We start from the raw sequence: 18968 nt of genomic DNA, 5'->3' as shown, positions 1-18968 counted from the left end.
ATGCGTATCCGCGACCGTCGCGCCGAGGACGTGCCCGAGATCAACCTGGTGCCGTTGATCGACGTCATCCTGGTGCTGATCATCTTCTTCGTCATCACCACCACCTTCGACGCACGCTCGGTGCTGAAGCTGGAACTGCCGCGCGCGACGGGCGAGCGCAACGAGGCGCAGTCGAATTCGCTGAGCCTGCTGATCAACGCCGACGGCCGTTACTTCGTCGAGGACCGCGAGGCGCTGCGCACCGACGTGGAGTCGCTCAAGCGCACGCTGGTGGAAGTGGCCGGCGACGACCGCGACCGCACCGTTCTGCTGCGCGCCGACGCGCGCACGCCGTGGCAGGCCGTGGTAACCGCGTACGACGCACTGGGGCAGCTGGGCTTTACCCGCATCGCCAATGCCACGGCGCCCGAACAACCCGCGGCGGCCGTCGCTCCATGACTGAAGCGCGCAAGCAAGACGTGCGCATCGGCGAGGCGGGTGCATGGCCGATCTACCGGCGCCTGTTGGGCCACGCCATGGCCTACTGGCCGTTCCTGGCGCTGGCGATGGTGGCGATGGTGGTCGAGGCGGTGGCCGGCGTGGCCTTCGCCAAGCTGATGGAACCGCTGACCAACGACGGCTTCGTCGACCCGCAGCCGGGCATGGCGGTGGTCCTGCCGCTGGCGATCGTGGGCATCTTCGTGGTGCGCGGCATCGCCACCTTCGTCACCGACTACGGCATGGCGCGCACCGGCCGCAGCGTGGTGCGCGACCTGCGCGAGCTGGTGCTGGGCAAGTACCTGCGCCTGCCGAGTGCGCGCTTCGACGAGGAAGCGGTGCCGGTGATGGTGAGCCGGCTCAACTTCGACACCGAACAGGTCACCCAGGCCAGCTCCGACGCGCTGAAGACGCTGGTCACCGACGGCCTGACCATCATCGGCCTGTTCGGACTGATGCTGTACACCAGCATCAAGGTGACGCTGGCGATGGTGCTGATCGCGCCGTTGATCGGCGTGCTGGTCTGGTACGTGGGGCGGCGCTACCGTCGCATCAGCCATGGCATCCAGGACGGCATGGGCGACCTGGCCTCCAGCGCGGAGCAGTCGCTGGCCGCGCAGCAGGACGTGAAGGTGTACGGCGCGCAGGCATTCGAAAGCCACCGCTACGCCACCTTCGCCAATCGCATCCTGCGACTGAACATGAAGGTGGAGACCACGCGCGCGGTGGCGTCGGCGCTGGTGCAGATCCTCGCGGCGCTGGCGCTGGCGGCGATCGTGTGGGTGGCCATCCGTGAATCGCTGGCCGGGCAGCTCAATCCCGGCCAGTTCATGCTGCTGATGACCTCGATGATGGGCATCGTGCCGTCGTTGCGTCGCATCACCAACGTGCAGAGCGTGATCGGACGGGGCGTGGCGGCAGCCGAGCGCCTGTTCGCCGTGCTCGATGCCGAAGAGGAGCGCGACACCGGCACTACCGTGCTGGCGCGTTCGCGCGGAGAACTGGTGTTCGACAAGGTGTCATTGCGCTACGGCGAGGACGACCAGCACATCGCGCTGCAGGACATCAGCTTCACCGCGCGGCCGGGCACGGTGACCGCGATCGTCGGACGCTCGGGCAGCGGCAAGACCAGCCTGGTCCGGCTGGTGCCGCGCTTCTACGAGCCCACATCGGGCCGCATCTCGCTCGACGGCAAGCCGCTCGACGACTACCGGTTGGCCGACCTGCGCCGGCAGATCGCGCTGGTCGGGCAGCGGGTGATGCTGTTCGACGACAGCATCGCCGCCAACATCGCCTATGCCAGCGATGCCGACCCCGACACGCTGCGCGCCGCGGCCGAAGCCGCGAATGCGTGGGAGTTCATCGAACGCCTTCCGTTGGGCATCGCCACCCCGGTCGGCGAGAACGGTGCGCTGCTGTCGGGTGGGCAGCGGCAGCGTCTGGCGATTGCGCGCGCCATCCTGCGCGATGCGCCGGTGCTGATCCTGGATGAAGCCACCGCTGCGCTGGATACCGAATCGGAACGCCTGGTGCAGGACGCGCTGACGCGGCTGATGCCCGACCGCACCACGCTGGTCATCGCCCATCGCCTGTCCACCATCGAGCATGCCGACCAGGTGCTGGTGCTGGACCACGGTCGGCTGGTCGAACAGGGCACGCACGCCGAACTGCTGCGGCAGGACGGCCTGTATGCGCACCTGCATGGCATGCAGTTCCGCGAGCAGGGCGCGTGAGCGGCCATCGGGGCACCCCCCCGGCTTGGTGGTTCGGCGATCGCGCGCCACCGCTGCCTGCGCGCGCACTGGCGTCGCTGTACGGCGGCGCCATCGCACTCCGCCGTGCGCTGTATCGCAAGCACCTGTTGCGCAGCCAGCGCGTGCCGGTGCCGGTGCTGGTGGTTGGCAACCTGATCGCCGGTGGCAGCGGCAAGACCCCGCTCGTGATCGCGCTGGTCGAGCGCCTGCGCGCCGCCGGCTGGACCCCGGGGGTCGCCAGTCGTGGCCATGGCCGCGACGACGCCGGGCAGGGGCGCTGGGTGGAGCCCTCGACCGATCCACGGCTGGGCGGCGACGAGCCGGTGCTGATCGCGCTGCGCACCCATGCAAACGTGCGCGTGGATGCCGACCGCGTGGCCGCGGCGCGCGCCTTGGTCGCCGAAGGCTGCGACATCGTGGTTTGCGACGACGGCCTGCAGCACTATCGCCTGCAGCGCGATGTCGAGATCGAGGTCGTCGATGGCGTGCGTCGCTACGGCAACGGCCGCCTGCTGCCGGCCGGGCCGCTGCGCGAGCCGGTCGAACGCGGTGCGCGCTGCGACTTCCGCGTGCTCAACGTTGGTAGTGCGAACGGTGTGGAGCCCGGCTTCGGCGAGTGGCCGATGCGGCTTCACGCCACGCAGGCGCGTCCCCTGCACGGCGGCCGCCCGCAGTCGCTGGCCGCGTTCACCGGCCAGCGCGTGCATGCGGTTGCAGGCATCGGTGATCCGGAGCGCTTTTTCACGATGCTGCGTGGGCTTGGCATCGGCGTGGTGCCGCACGCGTTCCCGGACCATCACCGTTACGTGGCGGGCGACCTGGCCTTCGGCAGCGATTTGCCGGTGCTGATGACCGAGAAGGATGCGGTGAAGTGCGCCGCGTTTGCAACGGCGCGGCATTTCAGCGTGGGGATCGACGCGCAGCTGCCCGAGGCGTTCTGGGTGGCGTTGCTGGACAGGCTGTCGGCATGCCCGCGCACCCAGTAGGAGCGGTGCGGCTGGGCGATTGTGCTTTCACCAATCGATACGCAAGCATGTTTCTTCGCACTTCCCATGGCCGTCACCCTTGCAAAGGCGGTGTGCAACGCCCTGTAGGCCTGCTAGCCGCAGGCTTGATGCGTGTCGGCACCAACCCTCGCGCGGCAGGTGGGGGTGGGGTCGGCCAAGATGCACGAGGCCTGCGTTGCAGGCCCTGCACGCCAGCCGCACGCGCCAGGCAGATGCGCTATCCGAACTCCCGCGACGGCAGCACGATGCGGCGGTTCGGTCGGCCCACCAGGTCGAGGAAGTTGTTGAACACCGCGTCGGCGCGCGCCTGCATGCCGGCGATGTGCAGGGCGGTGTCGGCGCGGATGCGGGCCTCGTCCTGCGTGCCGGCCAGCGCGGCGAGTTCCTCGCGATATCCCGGGTTCGCCAGCCAGCGTTCGATCAGTGGCTGGTCCATCTCCAGGTGGAACTGGAAGCCGTAGGCATTGTCGCCCCAGCGGAAGGCCTGCTGGTCGCAGGTATCGCTGTGGGCGAGGTGCACGGCAGTGTCGGGGATTTCGAAATGGCGGCCATGCCACTGGAACACGGGCGCCTGTTCGCCCAGCGGTGACAGCACCGCGTCGCTGCGGCCGGCGTCGGTGGTGCGCAGCGGATACCAGCCGATCTCCGGCGCAACGTGGCGGCGTACCGGTGCCCCCAGCGCGTGCGCCAGCAACTGCGCGCCCAGGCAGATGCCAAGCACGGGCCGCCCCAGCGACAGCATGCGTTCGATCGCACGCAGTTCGGTGCGCAGGTGTGGGCGCTGGGCCTGGTCCTCGACGTTCATCGGCCCGCCCAGCACCACCAGGCCCTGGTAGCGGTCGACGTTCGGCTGCGCGTCCGGCTCGCGTTCGAAATTGACGAAGCGGATGCGATGCCCGCGGCTGCGGATCAGCGGATCGAGCGTGCCGAGCGGTTCGGCGGCAACGTGCTGGAAGACCAGGATGCGGGGCATGGCTGGATTCTAGGGGAGGTTCGATCGATCCCGCTCGCGGGCTTCGCACTTGCACACGTTCGTCGTCAGCGCCCGCGCACATTGCTGTGCGGAAGGAATTCGATGGCGCGGGACAGACGCCACGATCTGCGCCATCACCGCTTCGCCGCCCCTCATCCGCCCTGCGGACACCTCGCTCTGCGCCCCGGCCCTGCGTAGCACGCAGGGCGTTCAGGCGGACGCGAGCCAGTGGCTCGCAAGCAGTCCTCCTTCACCCCGGAGGGAGAAGGGCCAGGAAACCTCTGTCCCTCCGGGGCGACGGCGCACGGTTTGCGCGCCATGGCGCCCGTGCCGCTGGCACGGGCCGGGCGCGGAGCGGGGCTGGGGTGAGAGGGGCGACCGAGCGTTGAAGGCTGACGATTCAGCGCATCGTCTTCAAGGACAACGTCCCTGGGTCCCCGCCTGCGCGGGGATGACGGGATTGTCGATGTCTTGCGCTGCCGCCCGGCTCAGGGACGTCGCTTGCCCGGCGGACGGCCCTTCGGCGGGCCCTTGCCGTGCGGCTTGCCGGCGAACGGGCGCTTGCCGCGCGGCGGGGCGCCGGTGTCGGCGTCTTCGGCGCGACGCATGCGCAACTGCTGGCCGCCCACGCGCACCTTCTTCAGGTGTTCCAGCAATTCGCGCGGCATGCCTTCGGGCAGGTCGACCAGGCTGTAGTCGTCGCGGATGTCGATGCGGCCGATGTACTTGCTTTCCAGGTCGGCCTCGTTGGCGATGGCGCCGACGATGTTGCCCGGCTGCACGCCGTGCACATGGCCCACCTCGACGCGGAAGGTTTCCATCGCGTACTCGCTGTCGCGCGCCTTGGCCGGCTTGCGCACCGGGCCGCGGTCGTCGGCGAACATCGTCTCGCCGGCATTGGTCGCGCGCGAATGGGGCGCGGCGGCTGTGTCGTCGGCGGGCTTGCGGAAGCCGGCGTCGGCGTGGGCCTTCTTCGGCTGCGGTTCGGCGCGGTCGCGGAGGGACGGTGGGAAGTCGACCCTGGCCCCGGCCTGCTCGCGACGCTCCATCCGCTCGCGCGGGCCGCGGCCTTCGTCGCGGTCGAACTTGCGCGGCTTGTCGGCGGAGGCCGCCAGCAGCAGCGGCGTGTCGCCCTGGACCACCTTGGCCAGCGCCGCGGCGATCTCGGCGGCGGGCACGTTGTGCTCGCGCTCGTAGCGTTCCACCAGGTCGCGGAACAGCGCCAGCTCCGGATGCGCCAGTGCCTCGGTCACGCGGTCGAGGAACTTCGCCACGCGGCGCTCGTTCACCGTTTCCACGCTGGGCAGCTGCATCGGCTCGATCTTCTGCCGCGTGGCGCGCTCGATCGCGCCCAGCATGCCGCGCTCGCGCGGGGCGGCGAACAGGATCGCCTCGCCGCTGCGACCGGCGCGGCCGGTGCGGCCGATGCGGTGCACGTAGCTTTCGGTGTCGTAGGGGATGTCGTAGTTCAGCACGTGGCTGATGCGCTCCACGTCCAGTCCGCGCGCGGCCACGTCGGTGGCGACGAGGATGTCGATGCGGCCATCCTTCAGCGACTGGATGGTCTTCTCGCGCTGCTTCTGGTCGAGGTCGCCGTTGATCGCGGCGGCGGCGAAGCCGCGTGCGCTCAGCTTTTCGGCGAGTTCCGCGGTGCCCAGCTTGGTACGCGCGAAGATGATCATCGCGTCGAAGGCCTCGGCCTCCAGGATGCGGGTCAATGCGTCCAGCTTGTTGGTGCCGCTGACCATCCACACCCGCTGGCGGATGTTGGCCGCGGTGCTGGTCTGCGACTTGATCGCAATCTCCACCGGGTCCTTCAGGTAGGTCTGCGCGATGCGCTTGATCTGCGCCGGCATCGTCGCCGAGAACAACGCCACCTGGCGCGTCTCCGGGGTCTTCTTCAGCACCGCTTCCACGTCGTCGATGAAGCCCATGCGCAGCATCTCGTCGGCTTCGTCCAGCACCAGCGTGCGCAGTTCCGACAGGTCCAGCGAACCGCGGTCGAGGTGGTCGATCACGCGCCCCGGGGTGCCCACCACCACCTGCACGCCACGCTTCAACGCGCCCAGCTGCACGCCGTAGGCCTGGCCGCCGTAGATCGGCAGCACATGGAAGCCGGGCAGGTGGGTGGCGTACTTCTGGAAGGCCTCGGCCACCTGGATGGCCAGCTCGCGCGTGGGCGCCAGCACCAGCACCTGCGGCTTCTTTGCATCCGGGTCCAGCCGGGCCAGTGCGGGCAGGGCGAAGGCGGCGGTCTTGCCGGTGCCGGTCTGGGCCTGGCCCAGCATGTCGCGCCCGGCCATCAGCGGCGGGATGGTGGCGGCCTGGATCGGCGACGGCGACTCGTAGCCCACGTCGGCCAGCGCTTTCAGCAGCGGCTCGGGCAGGGCGAAATCGGTGAAACGGGGGGTGGCATCAGTGGTCATGGCGGCTCAGTCGGTGGATCGGCAAGCAATGGACGCCAGCGCCCGATGGAGTTGCCTTGGAAAGGCCCGGCGGCAAGGGATCGAGTGACCGGTCCCGACGGGCTGGAAGAGTCCGGCAACACGGCGGGGCGCACCGGTGACATCCCGGGACGGTCGCGCTGGAGGGTGCTGCCAGGCCGTCCGGAGCGGACGGGGCGGCATTTTCCCACGTTTGCGGCCCGCCTGCCGGAACGGCGGCTGTGTGGTGCCCACGAAGGGTGGAATGGAGGTGCAATGCAGTCGCGCAACGTCATGCCCGGCTGCGCGAGATGCCGTCCGGAACACATCCAATGGCCCGGAACGGATGCATCGATCCAAGCCATCACCGCTTCGCCGCCCCTCACCCCAACCGCTCTCCCGGAGGGAGAGGGGCTACTGGTCCCTTCTCCCTCCGGGGTGAAGGAGGACTGCTTGCGAGTCACTGGCTCGCGTCCGCCCGAACGCCCTGCGTGCTACGCAGGGCCGGGGCGCAGAGCGAGGTGCCCGCAGGTCGGATCAGGGCCGGCGAAGTGAGACGGCCGGAATGGCTACGCCACCACCATGCCGAAGACCGAACCCTCCATTGCCAAGCTCGCAAACCGTCCAGGATTGCCGTGTGCATGTCGCACCATCACAAGAACGTCCCAGGTAACGGTGCGCCTGTGCGGACATGACGGCGTGCGTTGGTCGTCGGCATGCCCGCACACAAAAAAATTCGCGTCCCCCAAAAGCAGAAGGCCCAGTCTGGCGGGTTGCCCCGTCCGGCTGGACCTTCCTTGTCGAAGCGATTGCGTTCGGCTTTCGCTTCCCGCTTTTTCTTCGACGGTTGCAGCCTATCGCACCCCGCGTTAGCCGCCCGTAAAAAATCCGACCGTTCGTCGGTCGGCGCGATGACGCGCCGCAAAAAGCACGCAGTCATGCCGCACACGCGCATTCAAACACTTCGTCGTTCAACTGCTTGTGCGGCTTGCAACACACACGCCAACCGGTTGAATCATCTGCCGCGCCGCCAACACACCGCGGTTGCAATCAGGGCAACGCAGGCGTCAGCTTCAACAGTCTCGAGTTGCCGCCGTCTTCCAGCAGCCACAGCGCGCCGTCGGGGCCTTGCTCCACTTCGCGGATGCGGCGCGTCATCGGGTAGCGCTTGAACTCGCGTGCGGTGTTGCCCTCGAAGCGCACCTGGATCAGCGCCTGCGAGGCGAGTCCGCCGATGAAGCCGTCGCGCTTGAAGTACGGGAACATGTCGCCGGAATAGATTACGAACCCCGCGGGCGCGATGGTCGGCACCCAGTAGGTGGCCGGCGCGCGGAACTCCGGGCGCGTGTTGTGGCTCGGGATCGGCGTGCCGTCGTAATGGTTGCCCTCGGACACCAGCGGCCAGCCGTAGTTGGTGCCGCGTTCGATCAGGTTGAGCTCGTCGCCATGCGCGGGGCCCATCTCGTGGCTCCACAGCCGGCCGATGCTGTCGAACGCGATGCCCAGCGGGTTGCGGTGGCCCCAGGTCCACACCTGCGCGGCCAGGCCGCCCTGCGAGGCGTACGGATTGTCGGTGGGCACGCTGCCGTCGTCGTTGAGGCGGATGATCTTGCCGAGGTTGGAACCCAGGTCCTGCGCGGGCGTCATCACCTGGCGGTCGCCCGAGGTGATGAACAGCCTGTTGTCGGCACCGAAGGCGAGGCGATGGCTGAAGTGGCCGTTGCCGCCCACCTTGGGCATCTGCCGCCACAGCACCTGCACGTCGGTGAGGCTGCCGCCGTTGCCGCTGGCATCCAGCGTCAGCCGCCCACGCGCCACCGCTGCGCCCACGCCACCGCTGCCGGACTCGGCATAGCTGAGGTACACGTAGCGATTGCTGGCGAACTGCGGATGCAGCACCACGTCGCCCAGCCCGCCCTGGCCGCCATAGGCGACCGACGGCACCCCGGCGATGGTGCCCACCTGGCCATTGGCCACGTTCACCAGCCGCAGCTGGCCGGGCTTCAGCGTGACCAGCAGCCGGCCATCGGGCAGGAACGTCATCGCCCACGGCTCGTTCAGCGTGGCCACTGTGGCCATCACGAAGGGCGGGTCGGGGAGGCGGCGCGCGGGCGCGGGGCCGGCCATCGGCGGCGGCGTGGTGTTTTGCGGCGTGGCGGCGGCCTGCACCGGGGCGTCGGCCGTTGGCGGCGCGCTGGCCGGTGCCGCGGACTGCGCCAGGGGCGCTGCCGTAGCGGGCCAGGCTTCGGATTCAGCCGCCTTGCGCGCCGCCTCGCTGCCGGCGGCAGGCATCTGGCACGCGGCCAGCAGGGGCAAGGCACAGGCCAGGAGCGACAGGCGAGCGGTCATGTTCGCAATCCCGATGCGGGGTTTGGGCACGATAGCGCTGTTCGGGGTGGGGCGTGTGAAGCGGGTCCGTTGGATCAGTTGGGCGCGAACTACTACAGCGATTGGTGCCATGTTTGTTGGCAGCCATCGCCCGTGCGGCTGCGTTCAACGCGGCAGCCGTTTGAAAAATGAACCTGACCCTTTTCTCTCGCAGGCCAGGAGCGACAGGCGAGCGGTCATGTTCGCAATCCCGATGCGGGGTGTGGGCACGATAGCGCTGTTGGGGGTGGGGCGTGTGAAGCGGGTCCGTTGGATCAGTTGGGTGCGAACTACTGCAGCGAGTGGTGCCATGTTTGTTGGCAGCCATCGCCCGCGCGGTTGCGTTCAACGCGGGGCATCGTTTGAAAAATGAACCTGACCTCATTTTTTGGGTTAAGTCGGTCGGAGCCAGCGGAGCCCGTGCGGGTGGCGTGGTTGAGATAGTGCGCTAGGATCTGCCGACGCCAACACCTAGGGGAAAGCGCGTGCTTCCCAATATCCAGTCTCTGAAGAATGAGTTGCAGGAAATTATCAATAGGCACATTCGTTCTGAGTCTCACCGCAAGATGGGGGCGCTATCGCTGTCACCTGTACAGATAATCCATGAAGGCGACCAGATGAGGACGTTGCGCGCCGATGGATCAAGCGACGTCTCCGACATGAAGATGGCTAGCGGAGAAGTATCAATTCCGACCAGCAAAGTTGGGACGTTGACTATCGAAGAGCGGGCCAAGCTCATTGATGAACTATCCGAAGGGATGGCGAAGCAGATGGCCACGCACTTCTATGGCGAGATTGACAGAGTATTGGAGGCAACGGGTCAAGTAGTGAGTCAGGCAGGTATGACGCCGCTAGAAAGCGTCTTTGCTGTCTTCGAGAAGGTGCATCTTGATTTCGATGAATCTGGGAACATTAAGGGTCTTGTAATCAGTGCAGGTGCTGGGGCGATAGAGGGCTTGAAGAAGGTTGAAGAGCAGATTACTAGTGACCCCGCGATTTCTCAGCGCTGGGAAGAGCTAATGGAAAGAAAACGGGAGGAATGGCGTGCTAGAGAAGCTTCTAGAAAACTGGTTGGATAGTGCCAGCGAGCGGAGCTATCAAGCGGTGTTTGTGCAGATGCTCGCAGCTGATGGGTATCGCGTGCTTCACAGCACTAGGCATTGCACGCTTGAGTATGGGAAAGACGTTCTAGCTGTGGCGCCAGATGGAGTTGGCTGCGCGTTCCAACTGAAGGGTGATCCACGTGGCCGAATGAATGTGGAGTCTTTCCGTAAGATGCAGACGCAGGTCGTCCAGTTACTGACGCAGCGCCCTTCCTTTCCAGGTTTTCCCGCAGGGCCTTACCGCGCCTACCTTGTTTCTAACGGAGAGTTCAACGAAGAGGTGCAGGTTGCCGCGCGTGAGATTAATGACTCCTCCTATCCTGCAATGCTCGAGCTTTGGTCAAGAGGTACCTTGCTTGATCTTTGTAAACGACATGCGGCTTCTTTGTGGCCTAGCGAAATTGCGGACACAAAAGCGCTGTTAGAGCTGTATATGACTAATGCTGGTGATCCGTTGCCAGTCGAGATTCTTGATGGTCTCCTATCGTCCATTCTTTCAGTTCCAGACAGGAGCCTCAAAAGCGCGGAACTTTCCCGCGCCGTAAGTAGCGCTTGCTGGGCGACTGGTATAGGAATTTCGCGCTTCGCGGAGCGTGGGAATCATTATGCTGTTGCGGTAGGGTGGATGCTGTGTTGGTCTCTTATTCGAGCGACCTATGTTGGAAAGTCTCGAAAAATCTCAAGAATCGAAGAGGCTGTGTCGATCTGCGAGAGCGCGGTATTGGATGCGCTGACAGAGTTGTGGGAAGAGGTCAGGGAGAGAGAAAACCTTGGTGAAGGCAGTCCGCTGGTCGATATGGACATTTTCCACTGGCGAGTTACGGTGCTTGTCGGGCTTCTTTCAGTATTGGCATTCGCGTCCGTCCAGCGGAATGTTCTAGGTGATGAGAGTCTTGCCGCTCTGGCTGCGTGGCTTATCTCGCACAAAGAAAAGGCAGAGCTTTGGGGTGAGGGCGCGGTTGCCCAGCTGTTTCCATGGATAGCTTTCAAAGTAAGTGTGCGCGATCACGATGAGGCAAAGGCGTTGTTGCTGACTGTTCTATCGCAATTGATAGGACGAAATCTCGCGGGAGATGAAACGGCATTGCCCACCCCGCACTACTCCTTTGAGGAGATCAAACGAGATCGGATTGGTGTCCGTAAAGCGGCGGGGTTGAGTTTGTCGGATAGGGAAACATTTAGGGGTTCGTCCTATTGTGCGGAAGCACTACTTCGTTCCGCCACTCTTCTCGGATACATAGACGAGGTGAAGGCACTCTGGCCGCACTTCACTAAGCTCGGACATAGATGCTTCGAGTTCACTTCATCCGAAGATTACTGGACGCTGCGCGCTCAGCGGGGGGCAGAGGTCACAAGGATTTATCCGAGCACCTACGAGGTCGCCAAGCTTCGTGAAGAGATTGTTTCATCGGGAAGTGACGTGGGAGTAGCGGCATGGCCAGAGGATCTCTGGCTTGTCCTGATGTGGTGGCAGGTGGCCCCTCATCGATTCAACTCCAGCGCTGCATGTAAGGTGCTTAGCCTTTCCCGTAGCTTCGAGCAGAGCTTTGAATCCAGAGGTCTCAGCCTGTGCGACTAGCTTCAGAAAATGGGGTCACGTACATTTACCCAAGAACGAAAAGGCCAAGCTTCGCAGCTTGGCCTTTTCGTCATCTGGTGCCGGAGGTGGGACTCGAACCCACACGCTTTTAAGGGCGGCGGATTTTGAGTCCGCTGCGTCTACCGATTCCGCCACTCCGGCGCGGGGGCGCAGTATAGCGGATGCGGTGCGGGCCTAGGCGGCGCGGTCGACCGGCAGGTCGGCGTCGACGCGGCGGTACCACTCGCCGTCGTCGGGTACGAACTTGCAGCAGTGTTCGATCGGCGCCTGGTAGATGTGCACGGACACGGCCACCTTGTCGGCGCTGGCGTTGCCGATGGTGTGGTACTCGTGCGGCGGGATCAGGCTGCCGGCGCTGCCGGGGCCCGCCTGCATGCCGCCGGCGGCGCGGAAGCGGCAGCGGTCGCCGTCGTTCTGCAGCAGTTCGTACTGGGTGATCTCGAGTTCGCCGTGCCACACGCCTTCGACGCACCACAGGCCGCTGTGGTCGTGCACTGGCGTGCCCTGGCCGGGCCCCCAGGTCATGGCGACGATGCTGTAGCCGTGCTCGGGGCTGCGGTAGATCTCGCGCCGGGCGTAGTGGTCTTCGATGGGGTCGTGCACGCAGTCGGGCAGGGACACGGCCGGGTCGCGGATCAGGCCGCACAGCGCGTTGCGCAGGGCGGCGGTGACGGCGTGTTCGTCGCCCGAGGCGACGGCGGCATCGACGGCGGCAATGAAGCGCTCGCGGCCGGGGAAGGCGATATCGGGCAGGGCGGCGGTGTTCATGGGGGCATTCTAGACCGTCGGCCAGGCGCGAGGGGGCGCGGTGGGTCACCTTGCGGCGCAGCATGAATGGCGATGACCGCCGATGCCGGCGACGGGCGCGTTGCGTGGATGGCCGAACCCATCGGACGCGCTACAGCGCCGATTCTCCGCGCCTCCAGGCCGCCGTGGCACCGGGCGCTTGTTCGACACGACGCGAATCTCGCAGCGACGGTGCGACCGTTGGTCGGATGGCCGCGGAATCCGCCGCTGAGCGTTGACAGGGATGGGGGGACGCACTAGACCGGACGCATGCGGAGCGATGCCGATCCCGTCGGCATCGCGCATCGGCGCCTTCGGCCGCCACCCGTACCGCCTTGCGAATCCGGTTTCATCGGGCACATCGTCAGTCGAGGAGGGTAAGCGCATGATCCGTTCAAGGGTTCGATCCATGCTTGGTGGAATGGTGGCCGGCTTGGTGTTGGTGGTCTTGGCGGGCGCACTGCAGGCGCAGGAGCGGCGGGCGAGCGTGGCGGCTCCCGCCGCGGACGACTGCCGGGTGGAAGTCCTGGCCCAGATCCGCGGGGCGGACGCTGCGAGGCTCAGCCGTGCCGAGCGGAGCGAGTGGCAGGAATGGTGCCGCCGCTTGTCGAACATGGAAGCGGACCCGCGACCGATGCGCGCGGCCATTGCCACGCCGCCGCGCAGCCCGGCAAGCAGCGCCGTCACCGACATCAGCTCCGGACAGGACGATCCGGCCATCTGGTGCGGGGCCAACAACTGCTTCTGCTGGAAGGGCAAGAAGTACGACGGCTGCCACCATGTGGACAACATCTGCGCATCGCCGTTGAACTGCATCGGCACGCTCTGCGGCTGCAAGCCGAAGGATTGAGCGTTCGCTCCGGGTGTTCGCCGGGCTTGCGGGTTGCGGGCCCGGCGGCAAGGGCGTCGCGCTGTCGCCGCGGATCGGCGGCAGCGTGGTGGCGTGTGGTTGCCGTGGCAGGAAGCGCGCCCCCATCCCGGCCTTCCCCCGCACGCGGGGGAAGGGGCAAGGGCGAACGCGAAGCGCAGGCGCGACAGGGGATGGCGCGCGTGCGGGCAGGGCGCGGACGGTTCCGCTACAGCTCGCGCAGGAAGTCGCCGACCGCGGGGCCGAAGCGGGCGATGTCGACCAGGAAGGCATCGTGGCCCTGGGGCGATTCCAGCGGCAGGAAGGTGGCGTCGGCGCCGCCCTGGCGCAGGCCGTCGGCGATCTGCTGCTGTTGCTGGGGCGGGAACAGGATGTCGGTATGCACGCCGATGGCCAGGGCCTTTTCCACGCGGATGGCGGCCAGTCCTTCGTCGGTGCTGCCGTGGCAGCTTTCGCCGATGTCGAACCAGTCCATCGAGCGGCTGAGGTAGAGGTAGCAGTTGGGGTCGAAGCGGCGCACGAAGCGGCGCGCGTGGCCTTCGAGGTAGCTTTCCACTTCGAACTCGAGGCCGAAGGGGTCTTCGTCGTCGCGGCGGTCGGAGTCCAGGCGCACGCGGCCGAAGCGGCCGTCCCACTCCAGCGCCGAGCGGTAGGTGATGACGCCCAGCTTGCGCGCCATGCGCATGCCGCTTTCGGGATAGCGCAGGTCGTCGTAGTCGCCGTTGTTCCAGTCCGGGTCGAGGCGGATGGCCTCGCGCTGCAGCGAGCGGATGGCGATGGAGAACGGCAGCGCGCGCGCTGCCCCGGAAATGTTGATGTGGCTGCGCGCGATGCCGGGGTGCCGTGCCAGCAGCGCCAGCGCGGTCATGCCGCCCATCGAGTTGCCGATCACGCAGGCCAGGCGCTCGATGCCCAGCGCGCGCACGACGTGCGCGGCGGCATCGGCGACGTCTTCGACCGAGAGTTCCGGGAAGCGCAGCCGCCACGGCGTGCCGGTGGCGGGGTCGATCGAGGCCGGGCCGCTGGAGCCCTTGCAACTGCCCAGAGAATTGACGCAGACCACGTGCCAGCGATTGGTGTCGATGGGCTTGCCGGGGCCGAGCATGGCTTCCCACCAGCCGGGCTCGGGGTTGTCGGCGTTGGCGGCGGCGTGCGCATCGGGCGACAGGCCGGTGACGATGAGGATGACGTTGTCGCGCGCCGGCGACAGCGTGCCCCAGGTTTCATAGGCGATGCGTGCGCCGTGCAGCACGCCGCCACGCTTCATCGGGAACGGCGAGGGCAGGTCGATGAAGCGTGTGCCGGGGGGGATGAACTCGGTCATCGGGCGATTCTATCCGCAGTGGCGGTTGCGCCTGTCTTGCGGGAGGGTGCTCTTTGTCGCGATGCGGGTGGGTGGCGTGGCTTCGTTGCCCTCACCCCAATCCCCGCTCCGCGCCTCCGGCCCGTGCCAGCAGCACGGGCGCTCCAGCACACGCGCGCCAGCGGTGCGCAAGCTGTGTGCTGTCGCCCCGGAGGGAGAAGGGGTGGAGGCCCCTCTCCCTGCGGGAGAGGGGTGAGGGGAGGCGGAGCGATGTCGCCTCGGCTGTAGCGTGCAGCGATTACTCGCCGATCACCAGCTCGACAGGTGCGCTGCTCGGCAAGGCAACGCGTACCGCCGCCGATTCCAGGTCGCCATCGCTGCGCGCGGCATCGCCGCTGGCGGACAGGCGCGCGAACACTTCCACTTCGCGCAGGGCCGACAGTTTCTGCGTGGGCATGGGGCTGTCGCCGTCGCCGAGCACGATGTCGAGCGGCAGCGCCTGCAGTGGATGGCGCTGCACGGCGACGGGCATCGGTGGGCCGCCCGGGACGCGGGCGATCACGAACACCACGCTGTCGCCACGCAGGCGCACGCGGGCGGCGAAATCGGGGTCGAGCGCCACGCGCACGCGCAGGCCATCGGCCGCGGCTTCGACGGGCTGCGCCGCGTCAGGTGCGACGGGGGCCGCGATGACGGCGTCCGGCGGCAGGCCGGCTGCTTCGCGCGCGGCGACGATCTGCTGGCGCAGCGCGGCGGCGGTGGAGGCGTCGAGGCGTGGCAGCAGTGCTTCCCATGTAGCGGCGGCTTCGGCGTCCTGCCCGCGCTGGCGCTGGGCGATGCCGAGGAACCACGGCGCGCGCTGGCTCTCGGGGTCGATCGCAAGCGCGCGCTGCAGCATGGCGATGGCTTCGTCGTCGAAGCGGTTGCCCTCGTTGGCCTGCGCGCGCGCCTCGGCGGCCTCGACCAGCAGGTTGGCATCGTCGGGCAGCAGCATCAGTGCCTGCACGTAGGCGTCGCGCGCCTCGGCGAAGCGACCCTGCATCGCACGCGAACGCGCCAGCAGCGCCCAGCCTTCGACCTGGGTGGGGTTGCGCTCCAGCTCGGCCTGCAGTTCGGCGATGGCGGCCTCCAGCGATTCGGGCGTGTCGATCTCGGACAGGCGCGCGGCCGCGGGATCCAGCCCGGCGGGCGTGCCGACCAGCGTGTACAGGCCGAGCGTCAGCAGCGGCACCAGCAGCACCACCGCGCCGAACACGCGCGGCGACGTGCTGCGCAGCGGCCACACGATCGCCACCGCGGCCAGTGCGGCGATCGCCAGCAGCAGCGCGAAGAAGGCGTAGGTCATCACCACTCCTGGTCCGGGTCTTCGGGCACCGCGCCGCGCGAGCGCTTGCGCACGATGCGCGCCACCAGCACCGCGCCCGCCAGCAGCAGCAGCGCGGGGCCGAACCACAGCAGCCAGGTGGAGGCACCCAGCGGCGGCTGGTACAGCACGAACTCGCCGTAACGTTCGACCAGGTAGGCCTTGATCTCGCGGTCGCTGCGGCCGCTGCGCATCAAGTCGAACACTTCGCGGCGCAGGTCGTGCGCGATCTGCGCATTGGAGTCGGCCAGCGACTGGTTCTGGCACATCACGCAGCGCAGCTCGGCCAGCAGCGCGTTGAAGCGGCGCTCTTCGGCGGCGTCGTTGAACTCCAGCGGCGTGGCGTCGCGCACGGCCTGCGCGTGGGCGGCGGCAGACGACAGCGCCAGCCACAGCGCCGCAAGGCAGGCGAAAGCCAGCAGGCGATGCGCGTGCGGCGCGTTCACTGCGGCACCCCGATGCGGTCGAGCATCGGCTCGAGCTGGTTGGCGACGACGTCTTCGTCGATCGGGCCCACGTGCTTCCAGCGCACGATGCCGTCGGCATCGACCAGGAAGGTTTCAGGCGCGCCGTAGATGCCCCAGTCGATGGCCTTGCGGCCGTCGTAGTCCACCAGCACCAGCCAATAGGGATTGCCGAAGTGCTCCAGCCAGCGCAGCGCGTCGGCGTGTTCGTCCTTCCAGTTGTAGCCGATCACGCGGATGCGCCGGGTTTCGGCGAAGCGCGCGATCACCGGATGCTCGGTGCGGCACCCCGGGCACCAACTGCCCCAGACGTTGAGCAGGTAGGGTTCGCCGCGCAGCTCTTGCGACGACACCAGCCGGCCGGGTTCGTGCAGCACGGGTAGCGAGAACTCGGGGGCGGCGCGCCCGATCAGCGGCGAGGGCAGGGCATCGCGGCCGGCGCGGTCGGACACCAGCACGCCGTACAGCAGCAGGCCGATGAGCAGCACGAAGGCGATGCCGATGATCCACGCCGTGGTGGCGCGGCCACGGTCTGGCGCACGGTCGTCGCGGGGCGCGTTCATCGCCGCTCCCCCACCGGCTTGCGGAAGCGGCGGTCGAGCGCGGTGACGAACCCGCCCAGCGCCATCAGCAGCGCGCCGGCCCAGATCCAGCGCACGAACGGCTTGACGTGCAGGCGCACCGCCCAGGTCTCGCCACCCAGCGGTTCGCCGAGGGTGACCAGCACGTCGGCGGTCACGCCGGCATGGATGCCGGCATCGGTCATCACCTGTCCACCGCTGGCGTAGAGGCGTTTCTCGGCGCGCAGCAGCTTGAGCGGGGCGTCGTCGCGGAACACCTGCACCAGTGCGCGGTCGGCTTCGTAATTCGGGCCTTCGATGTGCTTCACGCCGTCGAAGCGGAAGGCATAGCGGCCCACTTCGACGCGATCGCCCGGCGACATCGCCACCTCGCGGTGCACCTGCTGCGCCTCGATCAGCAGCGCGCCGACCAGGAACACGGCGATGCCCAGGTGCCCCAGCACCATGCCGGTCATCTCCGGCGTGAACTTTCCGTTGCTGCGGAGGCGCGTCCACACGAAGCGCAGCGTGCCGGCGGCCACCCAGGTTGCCGACGCAATGCCGGCGGCCGTCTTCCACGGCCCCTGCGGCGCCATGAAGAACGCGATGGCGCCCGCCACGAGGGCCAGCGCCAGCCAGGGCAGCAGCATGGCCACGGGTTTCGACGCCTGCTCGCGCTGCCACCTGGTCAGCGGGCCGAACGGCACCAGCGCCACCAGCGGCGCCATCAGGATGAAGAACAGCAGGCCGAAGTAGGGCGGGCCGACCGAGATCTTGCCGAGGTTGAGCGCATCGGCCAGCAGCGGGTACAGCGTGCCCAGCAGCACCATCGCGCAGGCCGCGGCCAGCAGCAGGTTGTTGAGCAGCAGCAGGGTCTCGCGCGAGGCGGGCGCGAAGGGCTTGCCGTCTTCCAGCTTCGGCGCGCGCAGCACGTACAGCAGCAGCGAACTGCCGATGACGATGGTCAGGAAGGCGAGGATGAACATGCCGCGCGAGGGATCGGCGGCGAACGAATGCACGCTGGTCAGCACGCCCGAGCGCACCAGGAACGCGCCCAGCAGCGACAGCGAGAACGTGGCGATGGCCAGCAGCAGGGTCCAGCTGTTGAAGCTGCCGCGCTTCTCGGTGACCGCCTGCGAATGGATCAACGCCGCACCGGCGAGCCAAGGCATGAAGCTGGCGTTCTCCACCGGGTCCCAGAACCACCAGCCGCCCCAGCCCAGTTCGTAGTACGCCCACCACGAGCCGAGGAAGATGCCGATGGTCAGGAACGCCCAGGCCACGTTGGTCCACGGCCGCGTCCAGCGCAGCCAGCGGTTGTCGATGCGGCCGTCGATCAGCGCGGCGATGGCGAAGGCGAACGGCACCACGAAGCCGATGTAGCCCACGTACAGCGTGGGCGGATGCACCATCATCCCGCGGTCCTGCAGCAGCGGGTTGAGGTCGCGGCCTTCCAGCGGCGCAGGCAGCAGGCGTTCGAACGGACTGGAAGTGAGCAGCAGGAACGACAGGAAGCCGATCGACACCATGCCGATCACTGCCAGCACGCGCGCGGACACCGCAGGCGGCAACTGGGCGGAGAAGCGCGCGACGGCGGCGTTCCACAGCGCCAGCATCAGCACCCAGAGCAGCAGCGAGCCTTCGTGCGAGCCCCAGGTGGCCATCACCCGGTACGACACCGGCAGCAGGGTGTGCGAGTTCTCGGCGACGTTGCGCACCGAGAAATCCTGCTGTACGAACGCGGTGACCAGGATGGCGAACGCCAGCCCGACCAGCGCGAACTGCGCGTAAGCCGCGGGACGCGCGACCGCCATCCACGCCGCGTTGCCGCGCGAGGCGCCGGCCATCGGCAGCACCGCCTGCAGCAGCGCGGCGAGCAGCGCCAGCACCAGCGCGCCCTGTGCGAGTTCGGCCAGCACG

15 protein-coding genes and 1 tRNA gene are annotated in these 18968 nt (G+C 67.5%); 6 read left to right on the top strand and 10 right to left on the bottom strand.

Annotated features, from left to right (window positions below; all coding sequences use genetic code 11):
• From E2F46_RS16515 to lpxK, 3 genes are read left to right on the top strand one after another with little or no spacing between them, the layout of a single operon-like run.
• Positions 1 to 438 carry an ExbD/TolR family protein gene (locus tag E2F46_RS16515; protein WP_133323684.1) on the top strand — a complete coding sequence of 146 codons (438 nt, stop codon included), beginning with the start codon at positions 1 to 3 and terminating at the stop codon, positions 436 to 438.
• Positions 435 to 2210, top strand: a complete 1776-nt coding sequence (msbA, locus tag E2F46_RS16510) for a lipid A export permease/ATP-binding protein MsbA (protein ID WP_133323683.1) — start codon at positions 435 to 437, stop codon at positions 2208 to 2210. The genes E2F46_RS16515 and msbA overlap by 4 nt, the downstream gene beginning before the upstream one ends.
• Positions 2207 to 3217 carry a tetraacyldisaccharide 4'-kinase gene (gene lpxK / locus E2F46_RS16505; protein ID WP_133323682.1) on the top strand — a complete coding sequence of 337 codons (1011 nt, stop codon included), beginning with the start codon at positions 2207 to 2209 and terminating at the stop codon, positions 3215 to 3217. Before msbA ends, lpxK begins: the two co-directional genes overlap by 4 nt.
• Positions 3218 to 3455: 238 nt before the next feature.
• Here lpxK and E2F46_RS16500 read toward each other — a convergent pair whose 3' ends face one another.
• The 3 genes from E2F46_RS16500 to E2F46_RS16490 form a co-directional block, all read right to left on the bottom strand.
• Positions 3456 to 4211 (bottom strand): type 1 glutamine amidotransferase, encoded by a 756-nt coding sequence (locus E2F46_RS16500; protein WP_133323681.1) that lies wholly within the window; start codon positions 4209 to 4211, stop codon positions 3456 to 3458.
• A gap of 488 nt (positions 4212 to 4699) precedes the next feature.
• Entirely contained in the window at positions 4700 to 6637 is a 1938-nt protein-coding gene (locus E2F46_RS16495) for a DEAD/DEAH box helicase (RefSeq protein ID WP_133323680.1), read from the bottom strand.
• Positions 6638 to 7684: 1047 nt separating this feature from the next.
• Positions 7685 to 8761, bottom strand: a complete 1077-nt coding sequence (locus tag E2F46_RS16490) for a PQQ-dependent sugar dehydrogenase (protein ID WP_243720495.1) — start codon at positions 8759 to 8761, stop codon at positions 7685 to 7687.
• Positions 8762 to 9486: 725 nt separating this feature from the next.
• On the opposite strand from E2F46_RS16490, the gene E2F46_RS16485 reads away from it, so the two are divergent.
• Both E2F46_RS16485 and E2F46_RS16480 read left to right on the top strand, forming a co-directional pair.
• Positions 9487 to 10080, top strand: a complete 594-nt coding sequence (locus E2F46_RS16485; protein ID WP_133323679.1) for a hypothetical protein — start codon at positions 9487 to 9489, stop codon at positions 10078 to 10080.
• On the top strand, positions 10046 to 11683 hold the full coding sequence (locus E2F46_RS16480; protein WP_133323678.1) for a hypothetical protein: 1638 nt from the start codon (positions 10046 to 10048) through the stop codon (positions 11681 to 11683). The genes E2F46_RS16485 and E2F46_RS16480 overlap by 35 nt, the downstream gene beginning before the upstream one ends.
• Positions 11684 to 11758: 75 nt before the next feature.
• On the opposite strand, the gene E2F46_RS16475 is transcribed toward E2F46_RS16480, so the two are convergent.
• Positions 11759 to 11845 (bottom strand) — tRNA-Leu (locus E2F46_RS16475).
• Positions 11846 to 11878: 33 nt separating this feature from the next.
• Entirely contained in the window at positions 11879 to 12472 is a 594-nt protein-coding gene (locus tag E2F46_RS16470; protein ID WP_133323677.1) for a cysteine dioxygenase family protein, read from the bottom strand.
• A gap of 298 nt (positions 12473 to 12770) precedes the next feature.
• Between E2F46_RS16470 and E2F46_RS16465 the strand changes: the two genes are divergently transcribed.
• Entirely contained in the window at positions 12771 to 13340 is a 570-nt protein-coding gene (locus E2F46_RS16465) for a hypothetical protein (protein ID WP_133323676.1), read from the top strand.
• A 226-nt stretch (positions 13341 to 13566) separates the two neighbouring features.
• Here the strand turns inward: E2F46_RS16465 and metX are convergent, their stop codons facing one another.
• The 5 genes from metX to E2F46_RS16440 all read right to left on the bottom strand — a co-directional run bounded on the left by metX (position 13567) and on the right by E2F46_RS16440 (position 18967).
• On the bottom strand, positions 13567 to 14682 hold the full coding sequence (metX, locus tag E2F46_RS16460; protein ID WP_133323675.1) for a homoserine O-acetyltransferase MetX: 1116 nt from the start codon (positions 14680 to 14682) through the stop codon (positions 13567 to 13569).
• A 277-nt stretch (positions 14683 to 14959) separates the two neighbouring features.
• Complete coding sequence (locus tag E2F46_RS16455; RefSeq protein WP_133323674.1) at positions 14960 to 16006, bottom strand: tetratricopeptide repeat protein; 1047 nt, start codon at positions 16004 to 16006, stop codon at positions 14960 to 14962.
• The gene (locus E2F46_RS16450; protein WP_425599848.1) at positions 16006 to 16470 is read right to left on the bottom strand and encodes a cytochrome c-type biogenesis protein; all 465 of its coding nucleotides are present in this window, start codon (positions 16468 to 16470) and stop codon (positions 16006 to 16008) included. The genes E2F46_RS16455 and E2F46_RS16450 overlap by 1 nt, the downstream gene beginning before the upstream one ends.
• Positions 16467 to 17051, bottom strand: coding sequence for a DsbE family thiol:disulfide interchange protein (locus E2F46_RS16445; RefSeq protein ID WP_133323673.1), 585 nt, complete (start codon positions 17049 to 17051; stop codon positions 16467 to 16469). Before E2F46_RS16445 ends, E2F46_RS16450 begins: the two co-directional genes overlap by 4 nt.
• The gene (locus E2F46_RS16440) at positions 17048 to 18967 is read right to left on the bottom strand and encodes a heme lyase CcmF/NrfE family subunit (RefSeq protein ID WP_133323672.1); all 1920 of its coding nucleotides are present in this window, start codon (positions 18965 to 18967) and stop codon (positions 17048 to 17050) included. Before E2F46_RS16440 ends, E2F46_RS16445 begins: the two co-directional genes overlap by 4 nt.
• Position 18968: the final 1 nt, after the last annotated feature.

The sequence above is a fragment of the Luteimonas aestuarii genome (assembly GCF_004357985.1).
Taxonomy (GTDB): Bacteria; Pseudomonadota; Gammaproteobacteria; order Xanthomonadales; family Xanthomonadaceae; genus Luteimonas; species Luteimonas aestuarii.
The sequence above is the reverse complement of the archived record's forward strand: the minus strand, read 5'-3'. Positions and strand labels throughout refer to the sequence as shown.